At 69.8% G+C, this 14,554-nt stretch carries 11 protein-coding genes; 9 read left to right on the forward strand and 2 right to left on the reverse strand.

What is annotated here, in order from left to right; translation table 11 throughout:
* Positions 1 to 508 precede the first annotated feature (508 nt).
* From IPK71_29980 to IPK71_30000, 5 genes are all read left to right on the forward strand, one after another.
* The gene (locus IPK71_29980; GenBank protein MBK8217977.1) at positions 509 to 1,450 is read left to right on the forward strand and encodes a hypothetical protein; all 942 of its coding nucleotides are present in this window, start codon (positions 509 to 511) and stop codon (positions 1,448 to 1,450) included.
* Positions 1,447 to 2,394, forward strand: coding sequence for a hypothetical protein (locus IPK71_29985; protein MBK8217978.1), 948 nt, complete (start codon positions 1,447 to 1,449; stop codon positions 2,392 to 2,394). The genes IPK71_29980 and IPK71_29985 overlap by 4 nt, the downstream gene beginning before the upstream one ends.
* 629 nt (positions 2,395 to 3,023) lie before the next feature.
* A complete protein-coding gene (locus tag IPK71_29990) occupies positions 3,024 to 5,006 on the forward strand; it encodes a hypothetical protein (protein ID MBK8217979.1) in 1,983 nt (660 codons plus the stop codon).
* The gene (locus IPK71_29995; protein ID MBK8217980.1) at positions 5,003 to 5,638 is read left to right on the forward strand and encodes a hypothetical protein; all 636 of its coding nucleotides are present in this window, start codon (positions 5,003 to 5,005) and stop codon (positions 5,636 to 5,638) included. Before IPK71_29990 ends, IPK71_29995 begins: the two co-directional genes overlap by 4 nt.
* Before the next feature lie 73 nt (positions 5,639 to 5,711).
* On the forward strand, positions 5,712 to 6,341 hold the full coding sequence (locus IPK71_30000; protein ID MBK8217981.1) for a hypothetical protein: 630 nt from the start codon (positions 5,712 to 5,714) through the stop codon (positions 6,339 to 6,341).
* Between the two features lie 244 nt (positions 6,342 to 6,585).
* On the opposite strand, the gene IPK71_30005 is transcribed toward IPK71_30000, so the two are convergent.
* Positions 6,586 to 8,328 (reverse strand): PE-PGRS family protein, encoded by a 1,743-nt coding sequence (locus IPK71_30005; GenBank protein ID MBK8217982.1) that lies wholly within the window; start codon positions 8,326 to 8,328, stop codon positions 6,586 to 6,588.
* 197 nt (positions 8,329 to 8,525) lie between these two features.
* On the reverse strand, positions 8,526 to 8,711 hold the full coding sequence (locus IPK71_30010) for a hypothetical protein (GenBank protein MBK8217983.1): 186 nt from the start codon (positions 8,709 to 8,711) through the stop codon (positions 8,526 to 8,528).
* 282 nt (positions 8,712 to 8,993) lie between these two features.
* Here IPK71_30010 and IPK71_30015 point away from each other — a divergent pair, with 282 nt between their 5' ends.
* The 4 genes from IPK71_30015 (at position 8,994) to IPK71_30030 (ending at position 14,519) form a co-directional block, all read left to right on the forward strand.
* Positions 8,994 to 10,895 carry a sigma 54-interacting transcriptional regulator gene (locus IPK71_30015; GenBank protein MBK8217984.1) on the forward strand — a complete coding sequence of 634 codons (1,902 nt, stop codon included), beginning with the start codon at positions 8,994 to 8,996 and terminating at the stop codon, positions 10,893 to 10,895.
* 11 nt (positions 10,896 to 10,906) lie between these two features.
* The gene (locus IPK71_30020) at positions 10,907 to 11,530 is read left to right on the forward strand and encodes a hypothetical protein (protein ID MBK8217985.1); all 624 of its coding nucleotides are present in this window, start codon (positions 10,907 to 10,909) and stop codon (positions 11,528 to 11,530) included.
* A gap of 91 nt (positions 11,531 to 11,621) precedes the next feature.
* A complete protein-coding gene (locus IPK71_30025; protein MBK8217986.1) occupies positions 11,622 to 12,356 on the forward strand; it encodes a hypothetical protein in 735 nt (244 codons plus the stop codon).
* A 45-nt stretch (positions 12,357 to 12,401) separates the two neighbouring features.
* On the forward strand, positions 12,402 to 14,519 hold the full coding sequence (locus IPK71_30030; protein ID MBK8217987.1) for a glycine--tRNA ligase subunit beta: 2,118 nt from the start codon (positions 12,402 to 12,404) through the stop codon (positions 14,517 to 14,519).
* Positions 14,520 to 14,554: the final 35 nt, after the last annotated feature.

Here is a 14,554-nt window from a genome sequence, read left to right on the forward strand (position 1 = left end):
GCACTCGAGGCGCCGCCGCGGAGGCCACACCCCAGATTTCGGCTAAAACAGCCGGTCCCGACCGGCTTCGGCGCCCGTTGACGGGCTCAAGAGGCGGTCCCGACCGGCTTCCGGGCCCGTTGACGGGCTCAAGAGGCGGTGCCGACCGGCTTTCGCGCCCGTTGACGGGCTCAAGAGGCGGTCCGGACCGGCTTCCGGGCCCGTTGACGGGCCGAAGAGGCGGTCCGGACCGGCTTCGGCGCCCGTTGACGGGCCGAAGAGGCGGTCTCGACCGGGCTTCCGTGCCCATGGACGCACCCCGAGGTTCGAGCTCCCCGCGCGAGAAGCGCTTGCGGCTCCATGCTCTCCGGAAATCGACTCCCTCCACGTCGATTCTTGGCAACGCCCCCGTGCCCCGCGCCGACCTCCACCACGAAAGGCAGGTCGTCCGGCCAGCGAGGCTCCTGACCATCGCCCCGCGTCGTCGGGCGTCTCCCACGGCCCACTGCTACCCTTCCGAGGTCTCGTCATGCGCAGCCGCCCCTCCACCGCCATCGGTCTCCTCGCCTTCGCGGGGCTCAGTCTCTTGCAGGTACAGTCCGCGCTCGCGCAGTCTCCCTCGGAGGGGTTCTCGCAAGTGGCACCGGTATGCCCCGTATCGCAGCGGGGGCTCAGCAAAGACGACCTCGCCATTCCGTTCGAGCCGCCCCCCTTCGCCGAGGTGCCGAAGGCAATACCTCCACCCCCCGTGCCCGTCTTTCCAAGCACGATGTTCGGCTACAAGGTCACGCGACACCGCACGGCACCGTTTCGCGTGTCGGCGCTCGAGTCCGAGCGCGGCGCAGGGCTTCGGCTGCCCGAGCTCTCTCCCGCAGGCGCGCGGACGTTTGCGGCCCAGCTCGGCGGGATTCTGGGTTTTGCGCCGATGCCTCCGCTGAAGCTCGAGAAACACACCCACGCGCCTGCGAGCGAAGATGGCACGACCCCGCCGATACGTACGTTCGTGTTCGATCAGGCCTTCGGCGCCGGCACCATGACCGACGGCCCGGGCGTCGAGATCGAGGTCAACGAGCGCACGCGAGCCGTCATCAGCCTCACTTCGTCGCTCATCTCGGAGTCCGACGCCCACAAGCACCTTCCGTTGTTCTCCGCCTCGGACGCCGAGCGCGCGCTCCTCGAGCTTCGACCGAACCTCGTCGTGGGCTTTCGATCTCCCTTCACGAAGACGCATCTCCGCCTCTTCGCCCAAGCCGACGGCACGCTCAGCGTCGTCTGGGCCGTCCCCGCGCGCCACACGAGCTGCGAACCGGGGCACGCCCCGGACTCGCGCCACCCCTACCTCGCCGCCATCGACGCGAACAACCTCGCGCTCCTGGGGTATTTCGATTGGAATCTATTTCACGAGGGAGTCGTCGCCCACGGCGGCGAGTCCTGCTTCGATCCGGTCGTCGAGCACCTCCCCCTCCAATGACCTCCGGAGCGACCGCCACCCGCCGACCCCCGTTCGTGCTCCTCGTGCTCCTCGTCGTCGGCTACGCCCCGTCGGCCGGCGCGCGGCGGCGAGATCCGATGTTCAAGGAGTACGCGCCCGTGTGCGAGGTTTCCCTGCGAGGGATAAGCCACGCCGAACGCGCCGCCGCGTTGAAAGCCTCCCAGGAGCCTCCGCCTGCGCCGGCCCCCAAGAGCACGCCGGATCCGGTCTTCCCGCCGACGCTATTGGGGTATCGGGTGGAGCGGCAATTCGACCCGCCGTATCGCGTCGAGGCGCTCTGGTCCACGACCTCGGGCACGCTCCGGGTCCCCGAGCTGTCGCCACGCGGCGCGCGCGCCTTCGTCGAGAAGCTCGGTGTCGTTCTCGGCTTCTCGCCGATGCCGGCACTGAAGCTCGTCTCCCACTACCGTCTCCCCGAGGGGCCGGGCGACGGCATGCCCCCGACACGCACGTTCGTGTTCGATCAGGTCTTCGCCGCGGGGGAAATGGCGGACGGCCCCGGGCTCACGGTGACGGTCCATGAGCGGACCCAGGTCGTCATCGGGCTCGCCTCCTCCCTCATCACGGAGACCCCCGCGTACAAACACAAGCCTCTCTACCAAGCCTCGGACGCCGAGCGTGCGCTCGTGGAGCTCCGCCCGAACCTCGTCATCGGCTTCGCCAGTCCGGCCTTCAAGACCCAGCTCCGCACCTTCGTCCAATCCGACGGCACCCCCAGCGTCGTCTGGGCCGTCCCCGCGCGCCACACGAGCTGCGAGCCTGGGCCCGACGTGGTCCCGCGCCACCCCTACCTCGCCGCCATCGACGCGAACAACCTCGCGCTCTTGGGGTATTTCGATTGGAACACGTTCGGCGCCGGGATCGCCGCCCACGGCGCCGCGTCGTGCTTCGACCCGGTCGTCGAGCACCTCCCGCTCCAGTGACCACCTGGCATGGGTGACGTTCGACTCCGTCGACGCGGCGTGGAGCGGAGCGGAGCCCTCACGCATGCGGTGACGCCATGCCGCGCGTGGTCACGTCTCGGCCGCAGCTCACCGCGTGCACCGTGAACGCTCCGCCTGGCCGCTCGGAGGCCGAGCGCAGCCACGGAACGGAATCGACTCCTCCCACGTCGAATCTTGGCAACGACCGCCCACGCCGCGCCGACACCTCCCACGGACGGCGGGCTCGGCTTGTCGCGGGCCACGCTTCACCTCGTGCGAGGACCACCTTCCACCAGGCCGGCCCCTCCGTCCGCTTTCGTTTCGAGCCGGTCGACGTCGAACGAGCCGCCCCGTACGGGCGGACCTCCTTGAAGGCGATCGGGTGCGGGCACCTCGGATCGACGTGTGGGGTCACCGAGATGCTTGCATCGTGTACCTACCGTGTTACGACGTTGTGGGTGCCAGCGTGCCTGTGGAAGGGCGCGCCGGCACGAAAATCGAGGTGAGAAAGCATGCATCCCAATGGCCTTCTCACTCGGGCGCCTCGGAGCGCGCCCTGTCTCTCTCGTTCGCGCGTCGCGCGCGCCCTGCTCGCGTGAGCCACGCCTCGTTTGCAAGGGGCGTGCGTCGTGAGGCGCTCACCTACGAGGTTCCTCGTCGTCCCCGGTGTCCTCGCGGCAGCCGTCGCCGGGCTCTCCGGGGGCTGCGGTCAAGCCACCCCGAGCACCGAAGGGGATAGCGGCGCCGTGGGGGTCGTTCGTCAGGCCGCAGAGCACGACGCGGACGGGTGCGAGCTCGGGCTGCCGAGCGACTCCCTCAGCGACTACTACCGCAAATGCACCGACGCGATCGGCGTCGCCGTGCCCGATTTCGACTGCGACGACGGCACCCTTGTGCCCGAGACGCACCTCAGCGCCGCGCCGTACCCATACGCGACCTGCGATCACCCGAACGTGCTGAACGGGCAGTGCGACCCCGGCAGCCGCTTTCAGGTGCTCGTCCAGACGGACGACGTCTCCATCGTGGCCCACTGCCGCAAGAAGGGCGGCTCGACCGGATACGGGGACATCGCCGTCATTCAGTACAACCGCCAAAACGGCGCGACGTGCTTCTACCAGAGCCGGCTCGGCACCGGTACGTCGGCGAACATGGGCCCCTTCGTCCCCCACCCGTCCGATGCGTCCGAGAACAGCCCCTGGCAGACGCCGCGCGCCACGGCCGGCATCAAGTGCGTCGGCTGCCACGACAACGGCCCGTTCGTGCGGTCGCCCTACCTCGCCCAGCTCCGGGGCGAGGAACGAAATCGCCTTCCCGGCACCAACCCCGGCGCCGGCCCATGGGACCAGCGCTTCACCTGGAACCGCGCGCTCCCGTACCGTTTCGTCGGGAACGACTTTCAATCGTGGAAGGCCTTCTCCGTCACGGTGCCCTCCGCCGCCGAGGGCAGCCAGTGCCTGTCGTGCCACCGCATGGGCATCGGCAAGGCCGACGGCACCATGCTCGCCTCCGGCACGGCTTTTCGATTCGGGCAACTCGCGACGGCCGCAAGTCAGCCAATGAAGAACCCTCACTCGGCGGACTCTCCCATCTGGATGCTGCCTGGCCAGGTGACGTATTCCCCGGCAACCGAGGCCCAAGCGAACGCCCTCGCCAAGTGCGCCCGCGCGATCCAGAAGGGCGAGGCGCTCCCGGGCTGCAACGCCGAGCAGATCGCACAAGGCACGACCTGCCGCGCCGCCCCCGTGCGAGGGGTGGTCAACGGTGCCACCAGGGGAGACGTCGTCGACCGGCGGACCGAGAGCGACGGACCCATCTCGATGGCGTGCGAGGGCGACAAGAACTGCACGGGCATGTGCGGGTGGACGGCCGTGCACGGCCCCTTCTGGCAATCGGAGGACAACGTCCCCCTCACCTCGAGCAAATTCGTAGGGACCGGCCTCCAGCTCTACGTCGATGGTGGCCGCATGCGCTGGCGCTTCGTCGCCGCCCCTCGTGCGGGCGAGAAGACGGGCTCGCCGGGCGGCGCGTACGAGTGCATCAACATGAACGAGCTCGTGAGCCCACCGCCCTCGTCCGACTGCACCGTCTTCCACTTCGACGTCACCGACCCCGACGGCAGCCGCGACGCCGACGAGACGCGCATCGACCTCCCCTCGGTCGACGTCCTCACCGGGTTCATCGGCAACGTGGCGCAGCGGCGCGAGGCCGTCCACGGCGGCGACGACCTCTTGCGTGTCCTCCTCGAGAACGGCACGAACACCCTCGCGCAGCGGCACTCCGATCCGCCCTACCCCTTGAAACGCGGCCCCCTCAAGGGCGAGGCCATGGCCTACACGTGCGACGGCTGGACGCCGAGCTACCTCGTGAGGGACGCCCACACCACCTCGGACGTGGAGCTCGTCCCGGCGGGCACGGCCGCGAACGCCCGCTGCTTCGTCACGGGCATCTCGGGGGCCTGGTCGTCCACACGAGACGACGGCCGTGAGCAGCCCTTCGCCGAGATCTACTCCAGCGCCGGCGCGCTCCGGCTGAGGGTCAAGCCCAGCGAGCGCGAAGCGGCCGACACTGTCACGGCGTGGGCATCTTGCCTAGAACTGCGAGCCAACCGATGAAGAACCTCCTCCCATTTCTCTGCTTTGTTAGCCTCTCCCTCCCCGCGTGCGGAAAGCTCGCGACCGAGCCCGACGCGCCCGACGCGGCCCCCCAGGTGCCGGTCGTGCCTTTGCCCGGCCAACACGAGATTCGATTTCCCAAGGAGGTCGTCCTCGGCGGCGTCGCCTACGAGAACCGCTTCATCGCCTTCTCCATCCACCCAACGGAGCTCTCCGCTTCCCCCCCCCTGGGCAAAGACTCCGACCCCTGGGTCATGCTCATCTCCAACCTCGAGGATACGTCCGTGTGCCTCGAGGGAAGAATGTCGAGCAAAGGACTCGAGCGCCTCGCGAGCCGTGGTTTCGCGCGCATTCGCGCGATCGACCTCGAGCTCTCTCCCGATGAAAGGGACGGGAGCCCCAGCAACCAGTCCGAGTCGCTCATGTGCTTCGGCGTCCGGACCGAAGGCGGCCGCTGGGAATGGCGAACGAACCACGTGGAGCTCGTCTACGACACCGCGACCAAACGCCTCCGCGGTCACTTCGAGCTCGTTCCACCCATTCGCGCCGACGCCGTCAAGCTACTTGCAGGCTCCGCTCCTCGCCTCTTCGAGCACCCCGTCGACCGCGTGACCTACGAGGTCGTCGAGTAGTTGCGCTTCCCGGGAAAGGCGCGGAGCCCTCCGTCCGCGCCCCACCGACCCGTTCGGATTCGTGAGCCAACCGATGAAGAGCCTCCTCCCTTTTCTCTGCCTCCTCCTCCCCGCGTGCGGAAAGCTCGCGACCGAGCCCGACGCGCCCGACGCGGCCCCCCAGGTGCCCGTCGTCCCCGTGCCCGGCCAGCACGAGATTCGATTGCCCAAGGAGGTCGTCCTCGGCGGCGCACCCTACGCGAACCGATTCATCGCCTTCACCGTCCATCCAACGGACCTCTCCGCCTCCCCCCCGCTGGGCAAAGACTCCGACCCCTGGGTCACGCTCATCGCGAACGTCCCACATACGGAGTCTCGGTGCCTCGAGGGAAGAATGTCGAGCAAAGGACTCGATCGGCTCGCGAGCCGTGGTTTCGCTCGCATTCGCGCGATCGACCTCGAGCTCTCCCCCGACGAACAGGACGGGCGCCCCTCCGTCCAAGATCAAACTCTCATGTGTTTTGGCGTCCGGACCGAAGGCGGCCGCTGGGAGTGGCGACCGAAATACGTGGAGCTCGTCTACGACACTGCGGAAAAGCGCCTCCGCGGTCACTTCGAGCTCGATCCGCCCATTCGCGCCGACGCCGTCAAATTGCTCACGGACTCCGCTCCTCGCCTCTTCGAGCACCCCGTCGACCGCGTGACCTACGAGGTCGTCGAGTAGTTGCGCTTCGACGCGTGTGTCGGGGGAGCTCCCCCTGGCCGCTCGGAGGCTTCGCGCGCGCGGGCTCCGTGACGGGCGCGGGGGCGCGAGGCCGAGAACGGCCTTTGGGGGAGCTCGCGGGCGCGCAGCCCGGAGGGCGAGCACCCGCGTGTGGGGGCATCCCTCTCGGCTTCTTTCGTCGTGTCGCCTCGGCTTGTCTCGTGTCGCTTGCGTCCGAGAGACGACCTCGCGTCTCTCGTGCCGATCAGTTGCCGACGACGAGGAGCTCTTTGGCGAGCCCGGCCGTGCCCTTGGTGCCCGCGGGGGCGCCCGTGCCGCCCGAGCCGCCGTCGCCGCCCGTGCCCGCCGTGCCGAGCGTGCCCGTGTTGGTGGCCTCGGTCACGACGGCCGTCGGAGCGCGCGCGATGCGCACCGAGTGCCCACCCGCGCCACCACCGCCGCCCGCGCCGGAGCCACCGCCGCCGCCGTTGCCACCGCGCCCACCGGTGCCAGCCACGGGGCCAGGAGAGCCCCCGCCCATGCCCGTGCCTCCGGGCTGGCCCGTCGCGCCGGTGCCACCCTTGCCGCCCGCGCCGCCGTTGCCGAGCGTGAACACGTTCGCCTCGACGACCGCCGTCGCGCCGCCGAGCAAGAGCCCGATGACCGAGCCGCCGCCGTCGCCGCCGCCGCCGCCAGGTCCACCCGCGCCGCCGCAGCCGCCCGAGCCACCGCCACCGGCGCCGTCGTCGTAGCAGATGGGCCACGAGCGCGCGGAGCTCCCGCCGCCACCGCCGCCGCCACCACCACCACCGTTGCCACCGGCCGGGCCCGCGGCGCCCTTGGCGGCCACGTAGAGCCCGGTGACGACCGTACCGAGCGAGGCCGCGCCGACGCCACCTTGCGCAGGCACAGAGCCGGCCGCGCCCGGGTTTCCGGGGCCGCCGGGCCCGCCGCTACCGGACGAGATGCACGACGTGCCACCGCCGCCGCCGCCGCCGCTCGCGCCGCCCGCCCCGGGAGAGCCTGGCGCCCCGTCGTTGCCGGAGCCGTTCGAGCCGTTTCCGCCACGCCCGCCGGGAGAGGAACAGGTCGGGGCCGCGCCGCCCTGGCCGAAGCTCGAGCAGTTCGAGCAGCCGTTGCCGCCGACGTTGCCGTTGGGCGCCGGGGTCGCGCTCGGAGGCACACCGTTCGTGCCACCCGCGCCGGGGTTCGCGTTGCCGAGCAAGAGCACGTTCTTGCGCAAAAAGAGCTGGCCCGTGCCCCCGCCGACACGCACGCCGTACACGCTCTGGCCGTTCTGCGCCTCGCCGATCTTCACGTCGATCGTGAGGTTCTCGACGTGCATCTCTTCTTTGATCTCTTGGATCAGGATGCCCGTGCCGGCGGTCGGGCCGGTCGTCGGCGCGACGATGGTGGTCGCGATGTCTTGGGTGCCGTTCTTGAGAGACCTACGGAACGGGAACGTGGGGTCGGCCTGGTTGAAGCCACCGTAGAGGCTCACACCCGAGGGGAGCTCGACGGGCTCGGTGTATTTCTCGGCCGAGAGGCACACGGGGCGCTTCTTCGTGCCGGCTCCGGCGACCACCACCGCGCGGGCGATCGTCTTGAAGGGCTTCTGGCGGGTGCCGTCTCCCGTGTCGTTGCCGATCGACGTGGACACGTAGACGCACTCGTTCACCATGCCGTCGGAGCCGTCGCAGTTCGCGTCGATGAAGGCGATGTCGAAGGCGTCCTCTTCGCTCTTCTTCGTGCAGGCGTACTCGCAGCCGCAGTTCGCGCCGTCGCCCTTGCCGTCGAGGTTGTAGAAGCCCGCGGGGCACTTGCCCGGCTCGCACGTCGTGGGCGGGCGGGGCGCGCCGTCGGGCGTCGTGCCGCCGTCGGCGTCGACGATGTCATCGGGGAGCGTGTCGTCCTCGGCGACGACCGAACCGGTCGCGCAGCCCACCACGGCGACCGCGAGGGCGACGAAGCCCACGAGGGGGAGAAGCGAAAGCGACGACGACTTCATACGAGCGGCTCCTCGAGGAACACGGCGACCTCGCAGGATCGATTCGTTCCCCTACCGAATGGACGTGACACACTCGGCGCTCCCCTGCCAAGGGGGCACGAACGCCGAGGCGCCGAAGAGACCCCACGAGCCCGCCCCCGCTGGTGGGAGGCGCGTGGTCGTAGGTACCCTCTTCGGCGACAAGGTAGGATGCCCGATCAGCCGGGCGGGACGGGCGCGGCGCTTCCCGAGCCGGGCGGGGCCGGCATGTCCGGAACGGCGCCGGCGTCACCGTCGATCGAGTCGGGGGTGAGCGGCGGCTTGTCGGGGCCGCACGCGACGACGATACCTGCTGCCAATCCGACGAGCGCCACGAGCGCCCAGGGCACGAGCTTCGTATTCATTCGAGCATTCTCCCGTGGCCGCGCGGCCTGCCGAACCGAGCCGGATCGCGCGCGAGCCGAAACCCCTTTTTACCTCTGCGGAATCCGTCGGTCAAAAACCGTGGCCTGCCTCGACGACACGACCACGTGCGTCGTCCGGGCGCGTCGTGAGGAGCGCGGCCCGTAGGTGCGCTCCCCGGAGCCCAGGCCGTCATTCCGGGGGCCGGGGCCGATTTCCGAGAAAGGTCGCGCCGGATGCGGCAACATGCGTGCGTCTCCCCATCGGCCCTTCTCGAAAGCCCCATGCCCATCCTCAAGTGGTTCCCCACCCAAGGCTCGCCCCGCACGTTCGTGATCTACAAGCCGATGACGACCATCGGCCGCGCGATGGGCAACGACATCGCGGTCCCGGTGGCCGGCCTCGCCGACGCGCACGCCCAGATCGTCTTCGACGGGCGGGACTTCAACCTCGACGAGATCGACAAGGTCGGTGAGATCCAGATCAACACCAAGAAGAAGCGCCGCGCGCGCCTCGTGCACGGCGACCGCCTCACGCTCGGCGCGGGCGAGTTCCTCTTCAGCATGTTCGACGAGCCGGTGAACGTGCGCATCCAGCAGCAGCCCGAGACGTCGCTCACCCAGCTCGAGCAGCCCCTCTCGATGCCCACCTCGGTGAACCACCTCGCCGGCGTGCGAAAGCTCCACGAGTTCAGCGAGAAGCTCATGACCATGAAGGACCTCGAGGAGCTGCTCGAGGCCATGCTCGACGCGGTCATCGAGGTCACGGGCGCCGAAAAGGGCCTCATTTTGCTCCTCGACGACGCCTACACCGGCGCCACCCCCGCGGGCGAGAGCAAGGCCCACGTGCGCGCCTCGCGCCACGTCAACAAGGAGACCATCACCGACCCGAGCGGCCAGGTCTCCGACAGCATCGTCCGCCGCGTCATCGAGACGGGCCGCCCGCTCATCGTCTCGGACGCCCTCACCGACGACCAGTTCGGCTCGAGCAAGAGCGTCGTGGCGCTCCGCCTCTCGAGCGTCATGTGTGCCCCGCTCGTGGCGCAAGGGCACGTCGTGGGCGCCCTCTACGTCGGCAACGACCGCGTGAAGGGCCTCTTCCAGAAGTCCCAGATCGATCTCCTCAGCATCTTCGCGGGCCAGGCGTCGCTCATCTTGCAGAACGCGATGCTCCTCTCGACGCTCCGCGCCGACAAGGAGAAGCTCGCCGCCGAGCTCAAGGACAAGCGCTTCGGCGAGATCATCGGCGTGTGCCCGTCGATGATGGAGGTCTTCCGCAAGCTCCAGAAGGTCGCGACGACCGACATCAGCGTCCTCATCACCGGCGAGACCGGCACGGGCAAGGAGCTCATCGCGCGCGAGGTGCACCGGCGCTCGAACCGCGCGAACGGCCCCTTCGTCGTCATCAACTGCGGCGCCATCCCCGAGAACCTCATCGAGAGCGAGCTCTTCGGCCACGTGAAGGGCGCGTTCACCGGCGCCATCGCGTCGAGGCCCGGGAAATTCCAGGCCGCCGATCGCGGCACCCTCTTCTTGGACGAGATCGGCGAGCTCCCGCTGAACCTCCAGGTGAAGCTCCTCCGCGCGCTCCAGGAGCGCGTCGTCTTCCGCGTCGGCGACTCGAAGCCCGAGAAGGTCGACATCCGCATCGTCGCGGCGACGAACCGCGTGCTCGAAGAAGAGATCCGCGCCGGCCGGTTCCGCGAGGACCTCTACTACCGCCTCAACGTCGTGAACCTCTTCCTCCCGGCGCTCCGCCAGCGCGGCGACGACGTGGTCATCATCGCCAAGGCCCTCCTCTCGAAGTACGCCGACGAGCTCAAGAGCTCGGTGCAGGGGTTTACGCCCCAGGCGCTCGCCGCCATCAAGAAAAACCCCTGGCCCGGCAACATCCGCCAGCTCGAAAACCGCATCAAGAAGGCCCTCGTCTTGTGCGACAAGGCCCTCCTCGGCGTCGAGGATCTCGAGCTCGATCAGGCGGGCGAGAGCCCCATCTTGCCGCTCGAGAAGGCCAAAGAAGAGTTCCAGCGCAAGTACGTGCTCGAGGTGCTCGAGCGCAACAACGGCAACCGCACCCAGACCGCGCGCGACCTCGGCGTCGATCCGCGGACGATCTTCCGGTACCTCGAGCGTGAGCACAACCCGATGCCGAGCGGCGCCGGAGGCTCCCCGGGCTCCGACAAGTAAGAGGGGCCGCGGTGATCTCGCTCGGCGCGCTCGTCTCGCAGCTCTTCTCGCGCGAGAAGAAACAGAAGGCCGAAGAGGCGCGTCGGGCGCTCGTCGAGCGCTTCGCGGGGCAGGCCCACAAGGCCCTCACCGAGGCGGCGGAGCGCACCGGGCTCACCGCCGGACCCGACTACGAGCCGAGCCTCACGGGGCTCCTCGGCGGCGCGACGGTGGAGGTCGGACTCGCCGAGACGGGCGACGAGGGCCTCATGATGCGTTTTTCGGCCAGCGCCGCGCAGAAGCGCCCCCTCGTGCTCACCCTCGCCCCTCGTCCACGTGGGCTCCTCGCGCTCGTCAAGAAGCCCAAGGCGCTCGGGATCCCCGAGCTCGACGAGACCTTCTCGTCCGACGCGAGCTCCGTCGACGAGGCGCGCGCCGTGCTCGGGGAGCGCTCGGTCACGATGCTGCTCTCGCTCCCGGACCGCATGCCCCTCTACTTCGACCTCCGCGACGGCAAGGCCACGCTCGACGTGAGCGGCGTCGAGCTCGACCCCGAGCGCATCGTCGCGATCCTCGCGTGGCTCGCGGAGGTCGTGACCGGCAAGGCCTCGGGCCCACCGTACCGCGCGCCCGCCAACGAGCAAGAAACGCCCTAACATCCAGCACTTGCGGCATGGCGACCGCGCCTCGCCCATCGACCCGAGCAAAGAGCTGTCGTGTGCGCCAGGGTCGTCTACGATCGACCGGGTGAAGGTCGATCCCAAACGGTTCTTCTCTCTCGTCACCGCCATCGCCGGGATCACCGCGTGCGCCAAGGAGCCGGCGCCCGAGACCCCGCCCCTCGCCCCGCTCGAGGTGCGCGTACCGCCACAGCCCGAGGCGCCCTCGGCGACGGTCGCCATCACCCAGCCTCCTCCCCAGCCCGCGCAAGAGGCGGCTTCGCCCCTGCCCGCCCCGGTGGCCGAGGTCGCTCAGGCCTCGGCGATCGACACCTTCGACCCGAACGCCAAGCACACGTGCTCGGAGCTGCGCTGCCCGGGAGGCCCCGCGGCCGAGGCGATGCGCGTGCTCATGCACGACTGCCGCAAGCTCGAGAAGGGCCTCCGCCCGGAGCATTTCCAGCGCTTCGTGCAGTGCATGCTGCGCCAGAACAACACGCGGAGCACCTGCGACCTAAGGCTCGTCAGCACCGACCCGGGCGACTGCCTCGAGCGCTGGTCCGACCCGAAGGTGCTCGACCCCAAGGCCACGGCGGCCTGCGCACCCGTCGTCCAAAAGTGCGCGGGGAGGCCCGCCCCCGTGCCACGGCAGAAGCCCATGGGAGGACCTGCGCCGGCGCCGAAGGTGCTCACCTCGGCCGAGTGCGCGGGCATCCTGTCGGTCACGAAGGACGGCGAGCGACCCCGGATGGTCGCGTGCATGACCGAGTACTGCGAAGAGGCCCCGCGCCTTTGCTACATGGATGTCGGCGGGCGGCTCTGAATTCCCGCACAGATCCCGCGAGGGGCGAAGTATAAGGGGCGCGTCATGCCCGAGACGGACACGCTTCTCCTCGAAATCGGCTGCGAAGAGCTCCCCTCCTCGTTCGTGGACGCCGCCCTCGCGGCCCTCCCCACGCTCGTGCGCGAGAGGCTCGCGGCGCTTCGTTTGCCCCACGGCGAGCTCCGCGCGCTCGGCACACCGCGGCGCCTCGCGGTGGTCGTGCCCGAGCTCGCCCTCGCCCAGGCCGATCTCGACGAAGAGGTCGTAGGCCCGCCCGAGGCCGCGGCCTTCAAGGACGGCGCCCCCACCAAGGCCGCCGAGGCGTTCGCCACGAAGCTCGGCGTCGAGGTCGCGTCGCTCGTCGTCAAAGACTTCACCGCCAGCGGCAAACAGAAGGCGGGCCGCTTCGTCACGGGTCGCCGCGTCGAGAAGGGGCGCCCCGCGAAGGACCTCCTCGGGCCCGTGCTCACCGAGATCTGCGAGAAGATCCCGTTCCGCAAGTCGATGCGCTGGGGCACCTCGGGGGACGCCGCCTTCGGCCGCCCCGTGCAGTGGCTCGTCGCGCTGCTCGGCGCCGACACGATCACGTTCTCGTTCGCCAACGTGGTCTCCGATCGCGTGTCGCGCGGGCACCGCTTCCTCTCCGAGGGCACCTTCTCGCTCGCCCACGCCTCGGACTACGAGGCCGCCCTCTCCGAGCGCCACGTGCTCGTCGACCGCAAGGCCCGCGAGGCCTTGATGATGGAACGTGTCGCCAAGGCCGCCGAGCTCGCCGGGGGCAAACACGACGCCGATCCGAGCCTCGTCCCCGAGAACGCGTCCCTCGTCGAGGAGCCGTTCGTCGTCACGGGCTCGTTCGACGAGCGCTTCCTCGCCCTCCCGGCCGACGTGATCCGCGCGGTCGCCCGCGGCCACCAGAAGTACTTCTGCGTCGAGACGGGCCCCGACACGCTCGTGCCTCGGTACGTCGCCGTCGTCAACACGGCGCTCGCCCCCGACGTCATCGCCAAAGGCATCGGCCGCGTCATGCGCGCGCGCCTCGCCGACGCGGAGTTTTTCTTCGGCGAGGACAAGAAGGCCAAGCTCGAGGACCGCATCGAGAAGCTCTCGGGCATCGTGTTCCACAACCGCCTCGGCACCGTGCGCGAGAAGGTCGCGCGCGTCGAGCGCCTCGCCGGTATCCTCGCGGATCATCTCGGGTTTTCGCCACCCGAGCGCGCCCGGGTGGCCCGCGCGGCGCACCTCTGCAAGTTCGACCTCGTGTCGCTCATGGTGGGCGAGTTCCCCGAGCTCCAAGGCTCGATGGGCCGCACGTACGCCCTCGCCGCGGGCGAAGAAGCGACCGTCGCCGACGCCATCCGCGATCACTACATGCCCCTCGGCGGCACGAGCCCCGTCCCGACCGACGGCGTCGCTGTCGTGGTCGCCCTCGCCGACAGGCTCGACTCGCTCACGGGCTGCTTCGCGGTCGGCCTCTCGCCCACGGGGGCGGCCGATCCCTTCGCGCTCCGCCGCGCCTGCATCGCCATCTTGCGCACCATCGTCGAGAACGCAGAGGCCCTCCCGGCCCTCGGCGCGCTCGATCTCGGCGCCGTGCTCCAAGACGCGTACCTCGGCCTCGAGGGCAAGAAGCTCGATCTCTCCTGCGACGAGACCACGAAGAAGGTCCTCGATTTCGCCATGGAGCGCCTCCGCGGGCTCATCGCCGGAGAGACGTCGACCCCCGTCGCCGACGCCGTCCTCGGAGACGACGCCGTGCTCTTCCCGGCCCGCGCGTTCGTCCGCGCGCGTGTGCTCTCGCGGGCCGTGGTCGGCGGCGAGCCCTGGCTCGAGAAGGCCCGCACCGTGGCGAAGCGCCTCTCCGGCATCGCGAAGGACGCAACCCCCGTGCTCCACGGCAAAGACGTGTTCACGAAAGAAGACGACGCCACCATCGTCGACGTCGTCGGCCGCATCGCCTCGGCCACGGGCGATCTCACCACCGAAGCGCGTGTCCGCGAGGGCATGTCCCACGCCGAGGACGTGGCCGAGCGCCTCGACGCGATCTTCGTGCGCACCCTCGTGAACGACCCGGCCGACGCCCTCACCCCGAAGCGCCTCGAGGTGCTCGCTTACGGGGCGCAGGCCATGCGGAAAATCGCAGACTTTTCGCGCCTTTCCTGAGCGCCTGCGGCCGCCGGGCCTCGATGTAGGCCCGT

This window comes from Myxococcales bacterium (assembly GCA_016712525.1).
In the GTDB taxonomy this organism is placed as follows: domain Bacteria; phylum Myxococcota_A; class Polyangia; order Polyangiales; family Polyangiaceae; genus JAAFHV01.